The sequence below is a fragment of the Thalassospira sp. A3_1 genome (assembly GCF_017744215.1).
Lineage (GTDB): Bacteria > Pseudomonadota > Alphaproteobacteria > Rhodospirillales > Thalassospiraceae > Thalassospira > Thalassospira lucentensis_A.
In genome coordinates this window covers 470,495-491,239 of the sequence record NZ_JAGHQQ010000001.1, presented here as the reverse complement: position 1 = coordinate 491,239, position 20,745 = coordinate 470,495, and the positions used below count along the sequence as shown (strand labels likewise).

Below are 20,745 nucleotides of genomic sequence, written 5' to 3'. Positions count from 1 at the left end.
ACCGCTTTTGACAGGACTGCTTCGTCACACATCCTTCATCTAACATAATGGTGATGGACTTGCGATGGGCAAGGTACTGTATTGTTTCAATATCATCGACTATGACCATAAAGACACAATCGTCGTCACCACCCTGGTATTTGGCAGGAACATGATGGACCAACAGGCCGGGCTTTTAAGACTGGTTATCTTTGCCGCCATCCTTGCCGTGATGGCAATGTGGGAGGCGTTCATGCCTTATCGTCCGGCGGGTGGGTTGCGCAACCCTGGGCGGTGGCTGACCAATTTTGGTTTGCTGTTGATGGGGGCTGCATTAACCCGTTTCACCATCGGGGCCGCGATGATTGCCGCGGCCATTCTGGCCGGGCAGCAGGGCTGGGGCGTGATCAATCAGGCCGAGGAATTGATGAGCCTACCCGGGTGGCTGAGTGGCCTGATTGCAATCGTCGCACTTGATTGTGCGGTTTACTGGCAGCACCGCCTGACGCATATCGTGCCGGTTTTCTGGCGGTTCCACAGGGTGCATCATTGCGATATCGAATTTGATGTCTCGACCGCGGTGCGGTTTCATCCGTTCGAAATTGTCGCATCAGCGATTTATAAATCGGCTTTTGTGATCCTGCTGGGGGCTGATCCGTGGGCGGTGCTGATTTATGAAAGCATGCTAAGCGGATTTGCGCTGTTTAATCACGGCAATGTTCATTTGCCCGGCGGGTTTGACCGGTTATTGCGCCGATTGATTGTAACGCCCGATATGCATCGGGTGCATCATTCCAGCCTGATGGGCGAAACCAACAGCAATTACGGAAATATCCTGTCGGTTTGGGACCGGATGTTTGTCAGTTATGTCGACCATACCAAGACCAATGATCATGACATGCAGATCGGACTTGAGGAATTTCGCGACAAACGCAGTCAAAGCCTTTGGTCGGTATTATGGATGCCGTTTCGCCGGTCTTGATGTAATCGTCGCCTATTCCCCGACGATACCGCGCACAACCATAGCGGATGCCACCAGCGAACGGCGGCCATCATCCTTGCCCCCCAGATAGGACCGTTCGGTAGCGGTGCGCAGCTGCAGGGCCAATTCGGGATCAAGGCCGGTAAAGAAATCACGGATCAGGCTGTGCGCCCCCAGAAGCGACTGCCAGTAATCCTCGAAATCGAGAAAATCCATGCGGATCGACAGGGTCGCGGTATCAACATCGCTCAAACCCGCATCGGACCAAAGATCAAACAGGGCGTCTTCGCTTTGATAGGGGATGTCGAAAATCCTGCTGCGCAATTCATCGCCTGATGGATAGGCGACAACCGCGGCAGCATCCAGAAACAGGCGGATAAAGGACAATCCCCCGGCACGGTCCCAGACACTTGCTGCAATCCGCCCGCCCGGTTTGGTGACGCGAACCATTTCCGAAACAGCACCCGCCGGACCTTCCAGATCGTTTAACAGCAATTGCGAAAAGGCGGTGTCGAAACTGTCATCGCCAAAGGGCAGGTTGCTGGCATCCCCGGTTTCAAAGCTGACATTGGGGGCGGCGCTAAGCAACGCTTCGGACAGGTAATCCGGGATCAGATCGACCCCGACAATGCGTGCCTTTGGGTACCGCGTGGCGGCGGCGAGTGTGAGGCTGCCGGTACCGCAGCCGACATCAATCAGCGAACCGCAGGAGGGTGCCGCAACAAAATCAAGGAAGCTGCGCGACAGGCGGCGGCTCCATCGGCCCATGGCGATTTCATAGATGTCGGCAGTGGTCGCATTCATGGACGTTTTCCGCAATTTGTTGTGCTGAGGGGCAGTTTGCACCGTGACGGTGCAGGACGGAAGTCCCCATTTGGGCAGTTCCGCCGGATATGGCAAGCCTGTGAAATTACCCTGTTCAACCAATTACCCATTGCCGAAAAAAGAAAACGCGAAATAATATTGCGAATGCTGCGGCGCAAAAATAAATCAGAAGTCAGACGCAGCGATCAGAAACAGGCAAGGAAAGTCAGGAAATGAGAGAGATGAACGGACTGGAAGGGCTGTATCTTGAAGATATCGAGATCGGCATGGTCGGAAGTTACGCCAAAACCGTGACGGAAACCGATATCGTGATGTTTGCCGGATTGTCCGGCGATACCAACCCGGTTCATCTTAATCAGGAATTTGCCGAAACCACGATGTTTGAAGGCCGCATTGCGCATGGCATGTTGTCAGCCGGTTTCATTTCAACCGTGCTGGGTACGCGTCTTCCGGGGCCGGGGACGATTTACCTGTCGCAGAATTTGCAGTTCAAGGCACCGGTCCGTATTGGCGATACTGTGACCGCAAAGGTTACGGTGCGCGAGATCATCGCGCCCAAGCGTCGGGTGGTTCTGGAAACCAACTGTTATGTTGGCGATAAATGCGTGATCGCGGGCGAGGCGATGGTGATGGTGCCATCGCGCGCCGCAGCCTGACAACAGGAAGACACCCGCAAAGAAAAGCTGGCGCGACGGACATCGCGCCAGCATCCGGATCAGGAAGCCCCATCGGCACGAGGGCGGGGTGGAGCTTTGCCCTAGGCGGTGACGCTGATCCGGCGTCTGATGGCGGTCAGCAGTCCGACCACGGCGAAACATCCGACAAGCATGCCCATATCGTGATAGATCGCGCGGTATCCAAACGCATCCACCCATGGCTGACTGATCAGCGGGGATAGAAACTGGCCGATAAAGATGCTGGCAGTCAGCACCCCGGCAACGCGACCACGGATGGATGGCGGGGCGACAGCCATGGCGCCGGCCATCATGTTCGAAATCACCATGCCCAATCCCAACCCGGTCAATCCGATGGAACCGGCAATGCCGAAATAATCCTGGGTCAGGGCGATCAGGTTCATGCCCACCGCCATGATGCCAAAACCAATGGCAAACAGGGCCGGGATGGTGAAGTGACGCCGCAGACGTCCGTAATTCAGCGATGCGATGGCCGATGCCAGTGGCAAGAGGCCCATGGCAAGACCGGTGCCGCTGGCAGGCGCAATGCCGAGTTTCTCGATATAGAACGGCATCTGGGTCGGGATCAGGTAGAAGGCCGTGCTGTTAAGGGCGGCGATCAGGCAGAATAACGCGACCAGCAGGATATCGCGCCGGGTAATGTCATCGGCCGGGGCGTGTCCGGGTTCGTGCCGGACCGGTTCGGGTTCATACAATACTTTCAGAACCGCCGGGATCAGCAGGAAGGCAATGGCATAGACCGCAAAGGGACTACGCCAGTGCAGTTCGGTCAAAACACCGCCGCCGGCAATAAAAACCAGCCCGCCAAGTCCGGTGAAGGCAACCTGATATCCCATGAAACGGTCGCGCATATCACCGCTGAAATAGTCGCCGACAAGGGCGGTGGCGGTGGTCATGGTTCCCGCAACCGCAAGACCAAGCAACGCCCGACCGATCAGAAGGCCAGACAGGCTGTCGGCAAACAGGCCCGATGCACCTGCTGTCCCATAAAGCAGAAGCGACACCAGAAGCAGCGGTTTGCGCCCGATCCGATCCGCAATCGCCCCGGCAAAGGGCGCACCGATGGCAACGAACAGGCCAGGCAGGGTCAGGACAAGGCGGCTGAGCATCACGACATTTTCATGATTGGCAAAACGGGCTTCGATCCCCGGAAGCGATGTCGCGATCAGCGCGCCCGACATGATCGTCAGCGACGCCAGAAGCAGCATGGTGATCCGGATCGAAAGGTTTAGTGTTTCGGTTGGCATATCTTGCTGGCGTGTTAGGGGCAGGTCAGTCACAGGGTAGTCTCCGATCGGGTTGATTGGCGCGAGGCAGGCCGGGGTTCCGTGTGGTGGTGCAAAAGGTTCTGATCGCTTACCGGTATTGGTTGAAACCCCTTCTGTCGGGGGGCGTGACAATTATCCTCCATCCTGAAGTAAAGTTGAGGTCAAGGGTTAAAACAGCGCGATTTTTTAAAAATCTGCGACCACAATGATCCGGGCGCATAGCAGCAGCCAGACGCTTTTTGTCGGAAAAGTCTTTACGCTTCGGGCTTGCGCGCTTTATAGCTGCCCGCTGGACTGTGCGGATATGCGATCTGCTGGCATGATGACGAGCAAAAAAGAGAGACCGGCGCGGATGCGCGTTTTTCGATCTTTTGACAATCTGGGTAATGACGCGCGTGGCGCGGTTGTTGCGATTGGCAATTTTGACGGCCTTCATCTGGGCCATCAGACGTTGCTTGATCATGCGCGCAAGATCGCTCGCGATCTGAATGCACCGCTGGGCATTCTGACGTTCGAACCTCATCCCCGGATGCTGTTCCGCGCAGGCGAACCCGAATTCCGTCTGACATCGGCCGATGACCGGATTACGGCGGCGTCCGATCTGGATATCGATCTGTTTTTCGAAGCCGAGTTTAATCGCGATTTTGCCGCGATGAGCGCCGAAGAGTTTATCGAACGCATTCTGGTGAATGGACTTGGTGTGCGCCATGTCGTTGTCGGTTGGGACTTCTGCTTTGGCAAGGGCCGGGCGGGAAATGTCGATCTGCTGCGTGAAATCGGCGAAAAATCCGGTTTCGGGGTGACGGCGATCGAGGCGGTTACGCATGATAACGGGATCATCTATTCCTCGACAGCGATCCGGCAGGCATTGCGTGAAGGCCGCCCGCAGGATGCGACCCATTTGCTGGGGCGCCCGTGGGAAGTTGCCGGTGTGGTGATCAAGGGCGATCAGCGCGGCCGCACGATTGGTTTCCCGACCGCCAATGTCGCACTTGGCAATCATCTGCGTCCGAAATTCGGTGTTTATGCCGTCGAGCTTGGCCTGATATCGGACGAAAATGATGAAACCGTCGAACGCTGGATCGACGGAGTCGCAAATATTGGTGTGCGCCCCAGCTTTGGCGGGGATGCGGATGCCGGGCTTGAAGCCCACCTGTTCGATTTCGATCAGGACATCTATGGCCGTCGCGTTCGCGTGCGTTTGCACGGCTTTATCCGGGGCGAACAGAAGTTCGACGGGCTTGACGCACTGAAAGCCCAGATCGCTGCGGATGTGATTGCCGCCAAAGAGATTCTCGGCAAGATTTGAAATTGTTGTCGAACCCGTTATGATCCGCGCGCCTTTACGGGGGCAGCCAGTATCACCGGGGGTTCGCCCTTGTAATTTGTTTAAAGACGACAGGACCGTCACGATGAGTGTCGAATACAAAAAGACCGTTATCCTGCCCAAGACCGATTTTCCGATGCGGGCGGGTTTGCCAAAGATGGAGCCGACCCTGCTGGAACAGTGGGCGAAAGAGGACCTCTATGGCAAAATTCGCGGTATTTCGGCGGATCGTGAAATGTTTGTCCTGCATGATGGCCCGCCCTATGCCAACGGCCACCTGCATATTGGTCATGCACTCAACAAAATCCTGAAAGACGTGATCACCCGTTCGCAGCAGATGATGGGCAAGAACGCGGTTTATGTTCCGGGCTGGGATTGCCACGGCCTTCCGATCGAATGGAAGATCGAAGAACAGTACCGTGCCAAGGGCAAGAACAAGGATGATGTTCCCATCGCCGAATTCCGCAAGGAATGCCGTGAGTTCGCCCAGAAATGGCTTGATATCCAGCGCGAGGAATTCAAACGTCTTGGCGTGATGGGCGACTGGGACAATCCCTATGTCACCATGGATTACAAGGCCGAGGCATCTATTGCCCGTGAACTTGGCAAATTCCTGATGAACGGTTCGCTCTATATGGGCTCGAAGCCGGTCATGTGGTCGGTGGTTGAAAAGACCGCGCTGGCCGAGGCCGAGGTCGAATATCACGACCATACCAGCAAAACGATCCATGTCCGGTTCCCGGTTGTTTCATCCAAGGTTGATGCCCTTTCCGATGCGACGATCCTGATCTGGACGACGACCCCATGGACGATCCCGGGGAACCGCGCGATTTCGTATGGGGCCGAGATCGACTATGTCGTGATCGAAGTGACCGAAACCGCCGAGGAAGCCTGGGCCAAGGTCGGCGAGAAAATGGCGATCTGTGCCGATCTGGTCGAAGACGTTTGCAAGCAGGGGCGTATCACCGGACACAAGGTTGTTGGCAATTTCAAAGGTTCCGACCTTGAAGGCACCGTTGCTGCCCATCCGTTCCGTGGGCAGGGTTATGAGTTTGACGTACCGCTTCTGGCCGCGGATTACGTCACGACCGATACCGGTACCGGCTTTGTCCATACCGCGCCGACGCACGGCCCGGACGATTACCAGACCGGTCTGAAATATGGTCTTGAAGTGCCGGAAATGGTGGATGGCGACGGGGCTTATTACCCGACCGTGCCGCTGTTTGCCGGCAAACGCATCTATGATGAAAACGGCAAGGAAGCCGATGCCAATGAGGCGGTCATCGCCAAGCTGGTTGAGGTTGGCGCGCTGTTGTCGCGCGGGCGTCTAAAACACTCCTATCCATGCTCGTGGCGGTCCAAGGCTCCGATCATCTATCGCACCACACCGCAATGGTTCATTTCCATGAAGGATAATGACCTGCGTGAAAAGGCGTTGAAGGCGATTGATGAGACCCGCTTTGTGCCGGAAGCTGGTCGCAACCGTTTGCATTCGATGATTGCCAACCGCCCGGACTGGTGCGTTTCGCGCCAGCGTGCGTGGGGTGTGCCGATTACGGTGTTCATCAATAAAAACACCCGTGAACCGCTGCGTGATCAGGGGGTACTTGATCGTGTGTACGAAGCATTCTGTGCTGAAGGTGCCGATGCGTGGTTCACCCGCGATGCGCAATATTTCCTTGGTGACAAATATGATGCCAAGGATTTCGAGCAGGTCACCGATGTTCTTGACGTCTGGTTTGATTCCGGTTCGACCCATGCCTTCGTGCTTGAAGAACGTCAGGACCTTAAATGGCCGGCCGACCTTTATCTTGAAGGATCGGATCAGCATCGCGGCTGGTTCCATAGCTCTTTGCTGGAATCGTGCGGAACGCGCGGCCGTGCGCCGTATGACGCGGTCCTGACACACGGTTTCGTTCTGGACGGCGAAGGCCGCAAGATGTCCAAGTCGCTTGGCAACATCATTGCACCGCAGGAGGTCATCAACAAACTGGGTGCAGATATCCTGCGTCTTTGGGTGGTCAGTTCCGACTATCACGATGACCTGCGTATCAGCCACGAGATCATCGAACGTCATTCTGACATCTATCGCCGCCTGCGCAACACGCTGCGCTTCCTGCTGGGGAACCTTGATGGCTTTACCGAGGCGGAAAAGGTTGCGGACAGCGAATTGCCGGAACTGGAACGCTGGGTCCTGCATCGTCTGAGCAAGCTTGACGATCTGGTGTGTAAAACCACGGCAGATTATGATTTCCATACGATGTTTATCGAGCTGCATAACTTCTGCGCGCTTGATATGTCGGCATTTTACCTCGATATCCGCAAGGACGCGCTTTATTGCGACGCGCCAAGCAGTGCCAAACGCCGTGCGGCGCGCACCGTCATGGATCGCGTATTTGACTGTCTGGTGCGCTGGCTGGCACCGGTTCTGTGCTTTACCGCGGACGAGGCATGGCGCGCCCGTTATGGTGCCGACAGTTCGGTCCATTCCGAAACCTTCAACACGGTTTCGGATGGCTGGAAGAACGAGGCACTGGCTGCCAAGTGGGAAAAAATCCGCAAACTGCGCCGTGTCGTGACTGGTGCGCTGGAACTTGAACGTGCGGAAAAACGTATTGGCGCCAGCCTTGATGCCGCGCCAAAGGTCTATGCGACGACGGAATATGTCGAAGCGCTTAACGGCCTTAATCTTGCCGAAATCGCCATCACATCTGATGTCGAACTGATCACCGGCGATGCGCCCGAAGGGGCCTATACCCTCGAGGAAGTCGCAGGCGTTGGTGTGGTTCCGGCATTGGCCGAGGGCGAGAAATGCGAACGTTGCTGGCAGACACTGCCCGAAGTCGGCAGCCATCCGGTGCACAAAACCGTGTGCCTGCGCTGTGCCGATGCCGTAGATGAAATGGGGATCGAGGCCGCCGAATAAGGCGGCCCTTTTCCGGTCCGGGTCTTTCCATCCGGAAGACCTTGTTCAGGCAAGACAGAAAGAGTGTTGATGAAACATCGTGCCTTTGTCTTTGGACTGGTTGTTATTGCGGTGGTTTTTGCCGTCGACCAGTGGACCAAGCAGCTTGCGATTGACGGATTGTCAAACCCGCATCGCGTGATCGAAGTCACGCCGTTCATGAATTTCCTGCTGGCATGGAACAGTGGCGTTTCGTTCGGCCTGTTTCAGGGGCAGGCGCCTTGGGTCATGATTGCGGCGACGGCAGCAATCACCATTGGTTTCCTGATCTGGATGTGGCGGACGCGCGACCGGTTGCTGGGTGTTGCGCTGGCACTGGTGATTGGCGGGGCGGTTGGCAACCTTGTTGACCGGTTGCGTCACGGGGCGGTAACCGACTTTATCGACATGCATGTTGCAGGTTATCATTGGCCGGTTTTCAATATCGCTGACAGCGCAATTACGATTGGCGCAGTCCTGCTGTTGATCGATTCCCTGTTTGGCGGTAAAAAATCATCCAGGTAATTTTTGATCCGGCATTTCGATGCCGGAGACTGAGTGGTAAAGAGGCATCAATGGCCCGGAAACTATCGACATCGATTTTCAAAGTTGCGCTGCTGGGCGGGTTGGCACTTGCCGTGTCCGGTTGTGAATCAACGCGTGAAACGTTCGGTCTGAACAAAACGGCCCCGGACGAGTTTCAGGTTGTTTCCCGTGCACCGCTGAGCCTGCCGCCTGATTTCACACTGCGTGTTCCCGAACCGGGCGCACCACGCCCGCAGACAGGTACGACCACCGATCAGGCGCGTCGTATCCTGACTGGTGAAGATCCCGATGCGGTCAAGCGCGATATCACCGATGGCAATCGCAGCCAGGGGCAGATTGCCCTGCTGTCGCAGTCGGGCGCGCAATATGCCGATCCGGCAATCCGCACCACGGTTGATCGCGAAACCTCGATCTTTATCGAAGAAAGCGACAGCGTCGTCGACAAGCTGATCTTCTGGCAGGACAAGCCGGAATTCGGCACCCAGGTTGACGCCGAAGCCGAAGCCAAACGCATCCGCGATCAGCAGGCATTGGGTGAGTCGGTTTCCGAAGGTGAAACACCGGTCATCGAACGCCGTCAGAAAGGCTGGCTCGAAGATATTTTCTAGAGCGTGACGGTCACATTCCGGTGAAATTTTCCGGAAATAGAACAAAATTCGAATTATAGCAGGGCGCGGTCTTTCCGCGCCCTTGTTCTGTCATATTCAGTTCTTAATCAAAAACTTGTCCGTTGCCGTATAGATCAGGCACCCTGCCTGTTTCTGGCGATCCTGCTTATAGCATTGGGATGACATAATGACATTTCCGACCCGATCCCCGATTTCGTTGTTTGCGCGCGGGCCGATTGGCCTGCTTGCCGCAATTCTGATGATCCTGAGCCCCCATCTTGCCGGGGCGGCGGTTTTCAGTCCGCAAACCATGACCCTTGATAACGGCATGCAGGTCGTGCTGGTGGAAAATCACCGTGCCCCGGTCGTGACCCATATGGTCTGGTACAAGGTCGGTTCCGCCGACGAGACCGAGGGCGTATCGGGGATCGCCCATTTCCTTGAACATCTGATGTTCAAGGGTACCAAGGACATTGCCCCGGGTGACTTTTCCAAGATCGTTGCCCGCAATGGCGGCAATGACAATGCGTTTACCAGTTGGGATTATACCGGCTATTTTCAAAATATTGCCCGCGACCGGCTTGAAATGGTCATGAAAATGGAAGCCGACCGGATGCAGAATTTGCAGCTTACCGATGATGTGGTGCTGCCTGAACGTGACGTGATCATCGAAGAGCGCAGATCACGGATTGATAATAATCCCGGTGCTTTGCTTGGCGAACAGATGCGTGCTGCCCTTTACATGGCGCATCCCTATGGCCGTTCGATCATTGGCTGGCTCAATGAAATGGAAACGCTCGGCACCGACGACGCGCTGGCGTTTTATCACAAATGGTATGCACCCAATAACGCCATTCTGGTTGTCGTCGGCGACATCACCATGGATCAGCTTAAACCGCTGGCCGAAAAATATTACGGTGCCATCCCGGCAGGTGATGTGGCGACCCGTCACCGGGTCAAGGAACCGACCCAGCATGCCCCGCGCAAGGTAACGCTGACCGATCCGAGGGTCGGGCAGGCATCCATGTCGCGTTATTATCTGGCACCATCCTATAACAGCGAAAATGCCGATCAGGCCGCCCCGCTTGAAGTGTTAAGCGAAATCCTTGGATCTGGCACGACCAGCCGGTTCTTCAGATCGCTTGTGGTCGATCAGTCGATTGCGACCAGTGCCGGAACGTTCTACGACCCGGTTGCGGTCGATCTGGCAAGCTTCGGGCTTTATGCCGTGCCACGCGATGGTGTCGAACTGGCCGATCTTGAAAAGGCGGTTGATGCCGAAATTGCCAAGGTTGTCGAAAATGGCGTGACCGAGGAAGAACTGGCGCGTGCCAAGCAGAAGCTTCTAGATAGTGCGGTGTTTGCCCGTGATTCCCTGTCGGCTGCTGCCCGCACCCTGGGCGAGGCACTGGCGGTTGGTTTGACCGTTGATCAGGTGGAAAGCTGGCCGGACCGGATCAATGCCGTGACGATCGAGCAGGTCAATGCGGCCGCGAAATCCGTGTTTGACGACAAACGTTCCGTTACGGGCTGGTTGCAACCGCCCGAAGGCGGCCCGATCAGTGGTATGCCGACCGCCCCGGTCATCGGCGAGCAGGAGGTGCATTGATCATGAGCTATATCGCAAAAAACACTCCGGTACTGAAAATGCGCAAAACACTGCTGGGGCTGGCATCGGCCACCCTGCTGATGACAGCCTTCGCAAGTCAGGCAAGTGCGGTCGAGGTGCAGGAAGTCACATCGGATGGTGGCATTACCGCATGGTTGATCGAAGATCACCTGAACCCGCTTCTGACCGTTGATTTCGCCTTCAAGGGGGCCGGTTCCGCAACCGACCCGGCGGGCAAGGGCGGGCTTGCCAATATGGTGTCGGGCCTGATCGACGAAGGGGCTGGCGAAATGGACAGCCAGACCTTCCGTACTGAAATGGAAGATCGGTCGATCAGCATTTCCTTTGATGCCGGTCGCGATGACTTTTCCGGATCGATGGTGACGTTGACGCGTGAACGCGATACGGCGATTGACCTTTTGCGTCTGGCCCTGACCGAGCCGCGCTTTGATGACGAGGCGGTTGAGCGCATCCGGGCACAGGTGATGTCCGGCCTGCGCCGGGCGCAAACCGATCCGGGTGATATTGCCGGAAAGGCATTTTTCAAATCGATCTTTGGCGATCATCCCTATGCCAATCCGGTATCTGGTACGATTGCATCGGTCAGCAGCCTGAATGCCAATGATTTCCGTGAATTTGTCCGTCATGCGATGGCGCGCGACAATCTGGTGATCGGGGTTGCGGGCGACATAACGGCCGAGGAACTCGGCCCGCTGCTTGACGAAGCTTTTGGTGGTCTGCCGGAAAAAAGCGACCTTCCGGCTATTCCCGAAGTCACGCCGAAATTTGGCGGGATTGAAGTGATCCAACAGGATATCCCGCAAAGCCAGGCCGTCTGGGGCCAGAAGGGCATTGCACGCAAAGACCCGGATTTCTATGCCGCTTATATCATGAACTATATCCTTGGCGGCGGTGGTTTTTCATCGCGCCTGACCGAGGAAGTCCGTGAAAAGCGCGGCCTTGCGTACGGCGTTTACAGCTATCTGGCCGATATGGACAAGGCAGAGTTGATGACAGGCGGGGTTGCGACGCGCAACGACGCCATTGGTCAGAGCCTGTCGATCATTGGCGATGAATGGCAGAAAATGAAGGAGGGCGTGTCGCAGGAAGAACTCGATAACGCCAAGTCCTATCTGACCGGGGCCTTCCCGCTGCGCTTTACCAGCCTTGGCAATCTGTCGGGCATGCTGGTTGGGATGCAGATGCAGGATCTGGGGATGGACTTCCTTGATAAACGCAACAGCCTTGTCGAAGCCGTCACCCTTGATGACGTCAATAGGGTTGCCGGGGAACTGCTTGATCCGGCCAATGTCACCGTGACGGTGGTGGGACAGCCCGAAGGTGATCTGGCGTTTTAAGCCGATCCTGACGTTAAAATGTATGAAGCGCGGTGAAAGGCATTTCGCCGCGCTTTGTGCTTTGATAGGTTCGGATCAACCACAATAATATCACCCAGTTTTAACGAGCATCGCCTTTATGACCCTGCGTGTCCTGCCCCAGAACCTGATCAACCAGATTGCCGCCGGTGAGGTGGTTGAACGCCCTGCTGCGGCGTTGAAGGAACTGGTGGAAAATGCGCTGGATGCCGGGGCGACGCGTGTTGATGTGACCTTGCGCGATGGCGGGCGGACCCTGTTGTCCGTCACCGACGATGGCAAGGGCATGACACCTGATGAGCTCGGCCTTGCGGTTGAACGCCATGCGACATCGAAACTGCCCGATGATGATCTGTTCAATATCGGTTTTATGGGGTTTCGCGGCGAAGCCTTGCCGTCCATCGGATCGGTATCGCGGATGCGCCTGACCAGCCGGACACGCGGGGCAGAAAATGCCTGGACATTAACGGTCGAAGGCGGGGCGAAAAGTGCTCCGGAACCAGCCGCCCATCCGTTCGGCACACGGGTCGAGGTACGCGATCTTTTCTATGCCACCCCGGCGCGCCTGAAGTTTCTTAAAACCGCGCGAACCGAGCAGATGTATGCCCGTGAAATCATGGATCGGCTGGCCATGGCCCGGCCCGATGTCGGCTTTACCCTTTCGGGCGATGGCAACAAGCAGATTTTGAATTACCCGGCTTGCGAAGGCGATTTGTTCGACGCGCGCCTGAAACGGCTGGGTGCGGTGATGGGCCGTGAATTTCAGGATAACGCCCTTCAGATCGAAGCCGAACGCGAAGGCATCCGCCTGACCGGCTATGCCGGGGTGCCAACCCTGAACCGCGGCAATGCGCAGATGCAGTTCCTGTTCGTGAATGGCCGACCGGTCAAGGACCGGCTGTTGCAGGGGGCCGTGCGCGGGGCCTATCAGGATTTTCTGGCGCGGGATCGTCATCCGTTGCTGGCGCTGTTTTTTGAACTTTCGCCGCGCGATGTTGACGTCAACGTCCATCCGGGCAAGACCGAAGTCCGGTTCCGTGATCCGGGCATGGTGCGTGGTTTGATCGTTGGTGCGTTAAAGCATGCACTGGCTGGGGCCGGTCATCGGGCATCGACCACGGTGGCCGATATGGCGCTGGGCGCGGCAAGGCGCGAGGGCGACGGGCCGTCTTTACCCTATGGCGGGTCACGTCCGGCCTCCGGCGGATATAATTTCGGGTCCTATCAGCCGAGTCATCCGGGGCTGGCCGCAGTGCAGCGTGACTATGCCGCGCAGGCACCGTCTTCGTCCTATGGCGGGTTGTTTGACCGCGGGCGCGATTTCGCTGGTGGTGAGACCGGCGGTGATAATGGCGGATATGGTGGCGGGTATGCCGGTGCGGCCCCGTCGGCACGGATTGACGACACCGACACATCGAAATTTGTTGATCATCCGCTGGGTGCTGCGCGCGGGCAGGTACATGCCAATTATATCATCGCCCAGACCCGCGACGGGTTGGTGATTGTGGATCAGCATGCCGCCCATGAACGCATTGTCTATGAACGTATGAAAGCTGATCTGGCGGAAAATGGCGTCAAACGGCAGGGGTTGCTACTGCCAGAAGTCATTGAACTGGACGAGGCATCCGCCGAACGCGTTGCCGACCGCGCCGAAGAATTTGCCGAATTGGGGCTGGTGGTCGAACCGTTTGGTCCCGGCGCGCTGGTGGTGCGTGAAGTGCCGGCCATGCTGGGCAAGGTTGATGTGGCCGGGCTGGTGCGTGATCTTGCCGACGAGATCGCCGAACTGGGACAGGGCATGGCGCTTAAAGACCGGTTGATGTATGTCTGCGCGACCATGGCGTGTCACGGATCGGTGCGGTCAGGTCGCAAATTGAACGCCGATGAAATGAACGCGCTGTTGCGGCAGATGGAAGCCACCCCTCATTCCGGACAGTGCAACCATGGTCGCCCGACCTATGTCGAACTTAAGCTGCATGACATCGAAAAGATGTTTGGCCGACGCTAGGGTAGCATTATTCCTTGAGCGTCATATTGCGGGGCAGGCGGGTATTGGCATTGACCCGCGCGCGTTGGATCTGTTCGGCAAACAATCCCTTGGCCGAGGATAAATCCGCATCGCGGAAATCGGTTTTGGCAAGATTGGCGCCGCTCAGATCACAATTGTGCAATGTCATGCCGCGAAATGATGCGCCTGACAGGTCGGAGCCGAGGAACACCGTGTTGCGCAATATGGCATCGGTGAAACGCGCCCCGGCAAGGCGGCTTGCAGCCAAGACTGCCTGATCCAGATTGCAGCCGATGAAATCGCCTGCAGTCATATCGCAACGACGTAGCACCGCCTTTTGGCAATTGGCATTGCGAAATGACACATGCGGCAAGGCACACCGGGTCAGATCAATGCCTTCCAGATCGGCATCACGCAGATCGGCATGCTCGATTGACATCATCGCGCCTTCCTTGCCACCGGTATCAACCCAGAGACGATGCCCCTGAAGGGCAGTCATCAGGTCGATTTCAACCAGTTCCTCGTCGATGGCGGTATCAATCGGAGCAGTGTCCGCGACTGGTAGTGCCGTTTCGTCGGGGATGGGAAGCGTACCAAGGACCTCGCGCACGGAACTGGCAGCATCAAGGTTATAGTCGCGCGCCGATTTTTCCGATGCGATCTCGGCTGTTTCGATGCCGATTGCACCGGTTGCGGGGCGGGCGCTGTTTTGGACCGGATTATCCGTTTTTGGCGAAGAAAACCTCGATGCTGGTTTGCCTGTTACCGACGCAGCTACACGCGTTGATATTTTTGATTGGGGTGCCGGTTTAATCGTTACAGAAGCAGATGGACGGGTTTTGCGGGATGGCTCGGCCAAATTGTCACCTTCGCGTGCCGGGCCGAAATAATTGCCTTCAAATACAAAACGGCGCGGTTTCCTGATGACAGTCTGAACGATTTTGCGCAGACGATCATCATCGACGGGCTGGCGAAACACACCTTCGATCCCGGCACTGACCGCATCGTGCATGGCGCGACGATCCAGTTTGGGGGCGCCCAGTAAAACCGGAACCTGATTGCAGAACGGATCGGCCTCAGAAGCGCTTTGACGCAATGTGCGGATAGTCGAAATACCGCGAATGCCATCAAGATAAAGACCGATCAGGATCAGGTCAGGGCGATGGATTTGTGCAAGTTCGACGATGGATTCGCGATTGTCGCTGGTATGAAAGGCTGCCAGATCAAGTGGTTCGAGCGCGGTTCGCACTGCCTTGATGTTCCGGTCACTGTAATCGGCATACAGGACGGACAGTTTTTTTTGTGACCGCGATGTCATGACATCAAGCTTGCCTGCTTTTATCGGGTTTTGTGGCTTGGGCGTATTTGACTTTTACTGATTGCCCGGTATGGAAAAGCTTCGACGCCGTTCCACCGGCGGAATATCCGGGGCGGTGCTTTCGCTTGCTGTTCCCGGGGTTTCTCCGCCGGACGGTGTATTTCCGGTCGGGGAGAATTTAGCTGGTCCACCATTGTCCCCTGTATCGTCGATCATCTCAATGGTGATTTCAACACGCCGGTTTTGTGCGCGACCTTCGGCTGTACTGTTATCGGCAATCGGGCGGCTGTCGCCGCGTCCCTGAACGACCATGCGGATCGGATCGGTGCCGTTTTGATCAATCATGTAATGCAAAACCGATGTCGCACGCGCCGCCGATAAATCCCAGTTCGAGATATAGGGCGAATTTGACGATACCGGAATATTGTCGGTGTGGCCGGAAACTATAACCTGGCCTTCCGTCTGATTGATGACGGGCACCAGCCGGTTGAGGATCGCTGCAAATTCCGGAGTCATCCCCGAAGAGCCGGATGGAAAGGCGATTTCATTGGGGAAGCGGACGATAACGTCACCATCTTTCCGCTCGACCCCGATTTCGTCGGCCATACCCATTTTATCAAGCACGGTTTCAAGCGTTTCTTCGAGTGCCTCGGCTTTTTCAGCCTTGCTGTCGCCTTCCTTTATCTCGACCTCGGGCGTTTCGACCGGGGGAATGTTGGAAACAACGCGTGGGGTATCAGGGGTCGGCTGTTTCAATGCCTTGCCAAGGATCGAGCCATCCAGTTCGACAACACCGGCCAGTTCATCCTGTTTGGAAAAACCAAAGGCGGCTTTAACCGATCCGGCAATCTGTTTGTATTTAATGACATCCATTTCGGCAAAGGTCAGCAACAGCACGAAAAGCACAAGCAGCAATGACATGAGATCGGCGAATGTCGCCATCCATGCGGGTGCTCCTGCTGCCGGTTTCTTTGCCATTTCTTGTGCCTGTTGCCTTCGGGTATCTTCGTTGCGTTAAGGGGGAGAGAAAACGGGTTACTCGCCACCTTCGCCTTCGGCATCCTTGGGAATGCCACCTGGCAAATAAGGCCCAAGAATTTCCTTCATGACCATCGGGCTCTGGCTGGACTGTATCTGGACCACCGATTCAATAATCAGTTGCTTAGTGCTTTTAAGCTGTTCGACCTTGAGGGCCAGCTTGTCAGCCACCGGAAGCGCAATCAGGTTGGCCAGAACCGCACCATAGAATGTCGTCAGCATCGCGATCGCCATCGCCGGGCCGATGGCATCGGGGTCCGAGAGGTTGGCCAGCATCTGTACCAGACCGACCAGGGTTCCGATCATGCCAAAGGCCGGGGCCGTATCACCAATGCCACGGAACATCAGTTCGCCAAGTTCGTCATTCTGGATCGACTTTTCGACTTCGCTCGATATCGAGCTTCGAATGACTTCGCCGCTGTGACCATCCACGCACATGCGAATGCCGCGCGCCATGATGTCGTTTTCAATCTCGACATTCTCAAGACCAAGCAAGCCGTTCTTGCGAACCAAAGTGGAAAGTTCGATTGCCTTCTCGTAGATCGACAGCGGATCTTCCTTGGGGTTTTTGAAGGCGATCCTGATCCCGATCTTCAACGACTTGATCACATCGCGCATCGGAAACTTGATCAGCGTTGCCGCCGCCGTGCCACCAAAAACAACCATGATCGATGGTAGATCGACAAAGGCATCCAGGCTGCCACCCATAAGGATGGCGCCAAAGATAACGCCCATACCGGCGACGATCCCGATAAGTGTTGCAATATCCATGATGCTTATTTGTTTTCCGGCGTTATGAGTTTGTGCGGCAAAAGCCGGTTCTGGCTTACAAGAGGTGATCTCTCTTGCTGGCTGGCAGGCAGCTGATTTGTGGTAGCAAACATCAGAACGCGGTACCCCTGATACGTGTCATGGTGTTGGCGACTATCTTTTCTGTTTCATTCCATCAAATTGGGAGGCTGCAGACCGATTTTCCATAGCAAATGGACAAAATCCGGCATAATTCGTTCGCTGCTGCGAACAGTCCATGCCTGTGCTCCTCCCAATCCGCATATATGCTTAGCGTGAATGGCTAGTGCATACTATACGTTTGTTAGTCGACTTTTGTCGGGGCTCAACCCACCGGCAAGGATAGTCAGCCTAATTCAAACGATGTAATGCCAAACGTCATTCCAAGGTTCAGTTCGGGGGTTTTGCCGCGATACATGCGCGCGGTTTCAAATTCGGCCTGCATGCCGTGTTCTTCAACCAGCGCACGTGCAGCCTCATTACCATCGGGAATATCAAGATAGACCGGCTGGTCCTGATCCTTGCGGGTGGCGAGCAGGGCGTTGAACAGGCCGTGGGCATCGTCGATATTGTCGGCAAAAAGCGGCCCGACCTTATGCCCGGTACGGCACGGCCGGATCACGCCATAGCCGCGTAAACCCATCGGCCCGCGAAGGGCCAATGCGGTATGTTTTTCCCCCGAAATCCAGCCGCGCAGAAACTCTATCCGGCTTTCGGGGAACAGGTTGCAGGTCTGTTCGAACGCGTCAATGATCGCGATATCATTGATCAGAAGTTCAAAAAGATCATCGGTTTGCGGGGTTGATACGCTTACCACACCACCAAAACGCAAATTGCGATGGGCCAACTCAAAGCCGGATTTGCGATAGTTCTCCTGCTGATCGACAACGCCATCAAGACCGATTGTCTTGGCAACCGCCTCGCTCAGCACGGTTTCCCAAAGACGGAAACCGAGACCTTCGCCGCGGCGATCCGGGCGGCAGATGTAAAAGCCGACAAATCCGTAATCCGAATTGTAATGCACGGCTGAAATCACGGCTGCCAGTCCCTGCTTGTCAAACGCGCCCCAGAATCCCAGCGGATCGGTATTGAAAAACGCATCCGCATCCGAGAATCCCGGATTCCAGCCTTCCTGAGCGGCCCAGTCAACGGCAGTGGCAAATTCAAAGGATTTCAGGCGGCGGATTTTATCGGTCATGGCGTGCTATTTCGTCTTTGTGGATCATGGACTTCCAGCCATTCATGCGTTGACGCATCATCTGACCGGTACGGTTTGGGCCATGATGTAACATGAGCCCGCGATTGTAATGACAATAATTTTATTGAGAATGCCTATCAGTTTTATTATCAATATAACGCGACTTCATGCCGCCCGTCATCGCCACCGAAAGCCACCTTATGTCTGTAAAAACCGATAGCCCCCTGATTGCCAAAACCCGTGTCGTGCTGTCCGGCAGTGCTGATGCCGCAAATGCGGTTGCGGCCTATTATGCCGAACACGACTGCGATGTGACGAATGATGACAACGGAGCGACGATTTCCCTGTCGGTCGGGCATCTGATTTTGCGGCCCGGTGAAAAGCACCTTGATATCGAAGTCGGATCAAAAAGCGAGGCCGGTGTCGCCCAGATGAAGGCAGCACTCATCGCCATCCTGCAAAGCATCGTGCCTGAAGCCGATCTTGACTGTCGCTGGAAGGGTGCAGGGGAAAGCAACGGCAAGCTACCGAACTTCCGCGAACTTCGCGTCATCGGGGTGACGGACCTGTCATCGCATATGCGGCGGTTGCGGCTTGCGGGCGATGATCTGGAATTTTACGACGGCGATGGCATTCACATGCGCCTTTTGATCCCGCCGCGTGGTGTGGTCGAGCCGCAATGGCCGACCTTGGCACCCAATGGCATGGTGATCTGGCCCGAAGGCGAGAATGCTGTAGCGCCGCGGGTTTATACTATCCGAAGGATTGATACCACGGCAGGATGGATCGAAGTCGACTTTGTCATGCATGGCGATAATGGACCCGGTTCGGCCTTTGCGCTTAATGCGCAACCGGGTGACCGGATCGGCATGACCGGGCCGCTGGGCGGGGAATTACCCGATGCCGACTGGTTCCTGTTTGCCGGGGACGAAACAGCCCTTCCGGCGATTGGCCGTTATCTTGAAGAACTGCCTGAACATGCCAGCGGTCATGCGGTGATCGAGGTGGAAACCTCGGCCGATATCATTGACCTTGCAACCAAAAGCCGGATCGCGATTGAATGGGTATGCCGGGATCTGCATCCATCATCTGATGCCAGCCCGATCCGCGATGCGGTCAGCCGCATCGAAGTTCCCAGGGATGCAACCCGTGTCTATTGCTGGGCCGGGGTGGAGCAGGCGAGCTATAAATCCATCCATCAGATGTGGCGCAAGGAAGCCGGCCTTGATCGCGATCAGTGTCTCGCCATGACCTTCTGGCGCAAGACGGCCTGATCTTAGTTCAGGTGCTATTGGACTGATTTGTTCCGGTCGTGCAGTTCGGGTGCGAAATGGGCGATGGCCTTATCAAGATCGACCAGAATTTCCGCAACCAGCGAATTGCTTTGTGGCTTGTTGGCCAGTTCGATTACGGCGCGGATAATATCCTGATTGGTCGGACCGGCACCGGTTGCGATGGCTTTGGCGTGATCGAACACTTGTTGACGTGCCGCAAGAAAGGCCGCGATTTCGTTGGCAGCCGTCGGATCGTTTCCAGATTGTGTGTCATGCAGTGTACGTTTCAGTGACAGGCCGGTCATATGGCTGCTGCTGGCAAACAGGGTCGCGGTGATCATGCGAAATGCCAGCGCATCCTGCGCCAGCTTCTGACGAATAACCGGATCGGTGATGACGTTCAGCGCGAAAAGATCGGCTTCTATTTCGTTATCACGTTCCTTGTCGCCGCCATCGCCAAAATGTGACGGATCGCAATGGCGCACTTCGTGGCGCATCAACCAGTCATAGGTCAGATTAGCGCTGCTGGCGTAGTGAAGCTGATCGCCAAACCAGCCGCGCATCAGTTCAGCGAATATTTCAGTACCGCTACCCGGTGCGATCTTGGCTGGAATGAAAATCTGGCACGGTACTGCCTGATTGTTGCCGCGGCGTCCCGATACGGTAAAGGGTGACCGTGGAAGTTTGGCAAACAGCAAATCGGCACCCTTGATGTTATCAAGGCCAAGGGTCTGATCAATGATCGACAGAAAGGCGTCGCGGTCAGCAAAACTGTGCAGGGCGACCTTTTCATAACGGTTAAGATCGCGTTCAATATCGGCAAGCGTTCTTACATCCTGCGCTTTTGCAGGTAAAACCCCGCCGCCCGCCATGCCCGATAGCAGGCAGTAAATGATCAGAAGCGGCAGATAGCGACAGGATGCGAGTTTCACCATACCCATAGTATGCAGTTTTGGCAGAC

The 20,745-nt window shown here is 56.0% G+C and carries 17 protein-coding genes; 10 read left to right on the top strand and 7 right to left on the bottom strand.

Annotation, left to right across the window (positions count from 1 at the left end; genetic code table 11):
- Positions 1–64 precede the first annotated feature (64 nt).
- A complete protein-coding gene (locus tag J7395_RS02240; RefSeq protein WP_247741926.1) occupies positions 65–961 on the top strand; it encodes a sterol desaturase family protein in 897 nt (298 codons plus the stop codon).
- A 12-nt stretch (positions 962–973) separates the two neighbouring features.
- Here J7395_RS02240 and J7395_RS02235 read toward each other — a convergent pair whose 3' ends face one another.
- Positions 974–1,765 (bottom strand): class I SAM-dependent methyltransferase, encoded by a 792-nt coding sequence (locus tag J7395_RS02235; protein ID WP_209220404.1) that lies wholly within the window; start codon positions 1,763–1,765, stop codon positions 974–976.
- 242 nt (positions 1,766–2,007) lie between these two features.
- Between J7395_RS02235 and J7395_RS02230 the strand changes: the two genes are divergently transcribed.
- Positions 2,008–2,442: a MaoC family dehydratase gene (locus J7395_RS02230; RefSeq protein WP_082832855.1), complete on the top strand. Its 435-nt coding sequence runs from the start codon at positions 2,008–2,010 to the stop codon at positions 2,440–2,442.
- A 101-nt stretch (positions 2,443–2,543) separates the two neighbouring features.
- On the opposite strand, the gene J7395_RS02225 is transcribed toward J7395_RS02230, so the two are convergent.
- Complete coding sequence (locus tag J7395_RS02225; RefSeq protein ID WP_209220403.1) at positions 2,544–3,761, bottom strand: MFS transporter; 1,218 nt, start codon at positions 3,759–3,761, stop codon at positions 2,544–2,546.
- A gap of 340 nt (positions 3,762–4,101) precedes the next feature.
- Between J7395_RS02225 and J7395_RS02220 the strand changes: the two genes are divergently transcribed.
- The 7 genes from J7395_RS02220 to mutL all read left to right on the top strand — a co-directional run bounded on the left by J7395_RS02220 (position 4,102) and on the right by mutL (position 14,167).
- Positions 4,102–5,058 (top strand): bifunctional riboflavin kinase/FAD synthetase, encoded by a 957-nt coding sequence (locus J7395_RS02220; RefSeq protein ID WP_168177176.1) that lies wholly within the window; start codon positions 4,102–4,104, stop codon positions 5,056–5,058.
- 103 nt (positions 5,059–5,161) lie between these two features.
- Positions 5,162–8,002, top strand: coding sequence for an isoleucine--tRNA ligase (ileS, locus tag J7395_RS02215; RefSeq protein ID WP_209220402.1), 2,841 nt, complete (start codon positions 5,162–5,164; stop codon positions 8,000–8,002).
- A 69-nt stretch (positions 8,003–8,071) separates the two neighbouring features.
- Complete coding sequence (gene lspA, locus J7395_RS02210) at positions 8,072–8,545, top strand: signal peptidase II (protein WP_062961101.1); 474 nt, start codon at positions 8,072–8,074, stop codon at positions 8,543–8,545.
- Between the two features lie 50 nt (positions 8,546–8,595).
- Positions 8,596–9,174, top strand: a complete 579-nt coding sequence (locus J7395_RS02205) for a DUF3035 domain-containing protein (RefSeq protein WP_062948159.1) — start codon at positions 8,596–8,598, stop codon at positions 9,172–9,174.
- 187 nt (positions 9,175–9,361) lie between these two features.
- Complete coding sequence (locus J7395_RS02200; protein ID WP_209220401.1) at positions 9,362–10,783, top strand: pitrilysin family protein; 1,422 nt, start codon at positions 9,362–9,364, stop codon at positions 10,781–10,783.
- A gap of 2 nt (positions 10,784–10,785) precedes the next feature.
- Positions 10,786–12,141: a pitrilysin family protein gene (locus J7395_RS02195; protein WP_209220400.1), complete on the top strand. Its 1,356-nt coding sequence runs from the start codon at positions 10,786–10,788 to the stop codon at positions 12,139–12,141.
- Positions 12,142–12,259: 118 nt separating this feature from the next.
- Positions 12,260–14,167 carry a DNA mismatch repair endonuclease MutL gene (gene mutL, locus J7395_RS02190; RefSeq protein WP_209220399.1) on the top strand — a complete coding sequence of 636 codons (1,908 nt, stop codon included), beginning with the start codon at positions 12,260–12,262 and terminating at the stop codon, positions 14,165–14,167.
- 7 nt (positions 14,168–14,174) lie between these two features.
- On the opposite strand, the gene J7395_RS02185 is transcribed toward mutL, so the two are convergent.
- The 4 genes from J7395_RS02185 to J7395_RS02170 all read right to left on the bottom strand — a co-directional run bounded on the left by J7395_RS02185 (position 14,175) and on the right by J7395_RS02170 (position 18,510).
- A complete protein-coding gene (locus J7395_RS02185; RefSeq protein WP_209220398.1) occupies positions 14,175–15,485 on the bottom strand; it encodes a pentapeptide repeat-containing protein in 1,311 nt (436 codons plus the stop codon).
- A gap of 54 nt (positions 15,486–15,539) precedes the next feature.
- Positions 15,540–16,463 carry an OmpA family protein gene (locus J7395_RS02180; RefSeq protein ID WP_097052057.1) on the bottom strand — a complete coding sequence of 308 codons (924 nt, stop codon included), beginning with the start codon at positions 16,461–16,463 and terminating at the stop codon, positions 15,540–15,542.
- A gap of 57 nt (positions 16,464–16,520) precedes the next feature.
- Positions 16,521–17,294: a MotA/TolQ/ExbB proton channel family protein gene (locus tag J7395_RS02175; RefSeq protein ID WP_062948147.1), complete on the bottom strand. Its 774-nt coding sequence runs from the start codon at positions 17,292–17,294 to the stop codon at positions 16,521–16,523.
- 364 nt (positions 17,295–17,658) lie between these two features.
- The gene (locus tag J7395_RS02170) at positions 17,659–18,510 is read right to left on the bottom strand and encodes a GNAT family N-acetyltransferase (protein WP_209220397.1); all 852 of its coding nucleotides are present in this window, start codon (positions 18,508–18,510) and stop codon (positions 17,659–17,661) included.
- A 200-nt stretch (positions 18,511–18,710) separates the two neighbouring features.
- Here J7395_RS02170 and J7395_RS02165 point away from each other — a divergent pair, with 200 nt between their 5' ends.
- Entirely contained in the window at positions 18,711–19,784 is a 1,074-nt protein-coding gene (locus J7395_RS02165) for a siderophore-interacting protein (protein ID WP_209220396.1), read from the top strand.
- A gap of 14 nt (positions 19,785–19,798) precedes the next feature.
- Here J7395_RS02165 and J7395_RS02160 read toward each other — a convergent pair whose 3' ends face one another.
- On the bottom strand, positions 19,799–20,725 hold the full coding sequence (locus J7395_RS02160) for a hypothetical protein (protein ID WP_209220395.1): 927 nt from the start codon (positions 20,723–20,725) through the stop codon (positions 19,799–19,801).
- Positions 20,726–20,745: the final 20 nt, after the last annotated feature.

Bases quoted from the DNA above. Each gene is read 5' to 3' on its own strand.
- J7395_RS02165 (WP_209220396.1), top strand. From the start codon at position 18,711: ATGTCTGTAAAAACCGATAGCCCCCTGATTGCCAAAACCCGTGTCGTG.
- J7395_RS02235 (WP_209220404.1), bottom strand. From the start codon at position 1,765: ATGAATGCGACCACTGCCGACATCTATGAAATCGCCATGGGCCGATGG.
- J7395_RS02175 (WP_062948147.1), bottom strand. From the start codon at position 17,294: ATGGATATTGCAACACTTATCGGGATCGTCGCCGGTATGGGCGTTATC.
- J7395_RS02200 (WP_209220401.1), top strand. From the start codon at position 9,362: ATGACATTTCCGACCCGATCCCCGATTTCGTTGTTTGCGCGCGGGCCG.
- J7395_RS02205 (WP_062948159.1), top strand. From the start codon at position 8,596: ATGGCCCGGAAACTATCGACATCGATTTTCAAAGTTGCGCTGCTGGGC.
- lspA (WP_062961101.1), top strand. From the start codon at position 8,072: ATGAAACATCGTGCCTTTGTCTTTGGACTGGTTGTTATTGCGGTGGTT.
- J7395_RS02220 (WP_168177176.1), top strand. From the start codon at position 4,102: ATGCGCGTTTTTCGATCTTTTGACAATCTGGGTAATGACGCGCGTGGC.
- J7395_RS02180 (WP_097052057.1), bottom strand. From the start codon at position 16,463: ATGGCAAAGAAACCGGCAGCAGGAGCACCCGCATGGATGGCGACATTC.
- J7395_RS02170 (WP_209220397.1), bottom strand. From the start codon at position 18,510: ATGACCGATAAAATCCGCCGCCTGAAATCCTTTGAATTTGCCACTGCC.
- J7395_RS02160 (WP_209220395.1), bottom strand. From the start codon at position 20,725: ATGGGTATGGTGAAACTCGCATCCTGTCGCTATCTGCCGCTTCTGATC.
- J7395_RS02240 (WP_247741926.1), top strand. From the start codon at position 65: ATGGGCAAGGTACTGTATTGTTTCAATATCATCGACTATGACCATAAA.
- J7395_RS02230 (WP_082832855.1), top strand. From the start codon at position 2,008: ATGAACGGACTGGAAGGGCTGTATCTTGAAGATATCGAGATCGGCATG.
- mutL (WP_209220399.1), top strand. From the start codon at position 12,260: ATGACCCTGCGTGTCCTGCCCCAGAACCTGATCAACCAGATTGCCGCC.
- ileS (WP_209220402.1), top strand. From the start codon at position 5,162: ATGAGTGTCGAATACAAAAAGACCGTTATCCTGCCCAAGACCGATTTT.
- J7395_RS02195 (WP_209220400.1), top strand. From the start codon at position 10,786: ATGAGCTATATCGCAAAAAACACTCCGGTACTGAAAATGCGCAAAACA.
- J7395_RS02185 (WP_209220398.1), bottom strand. From the start codon at position 15,485: ATGACATCGCGGTCACAAAAAAAACTGTCCGTCCTGTATGCCGATTAC.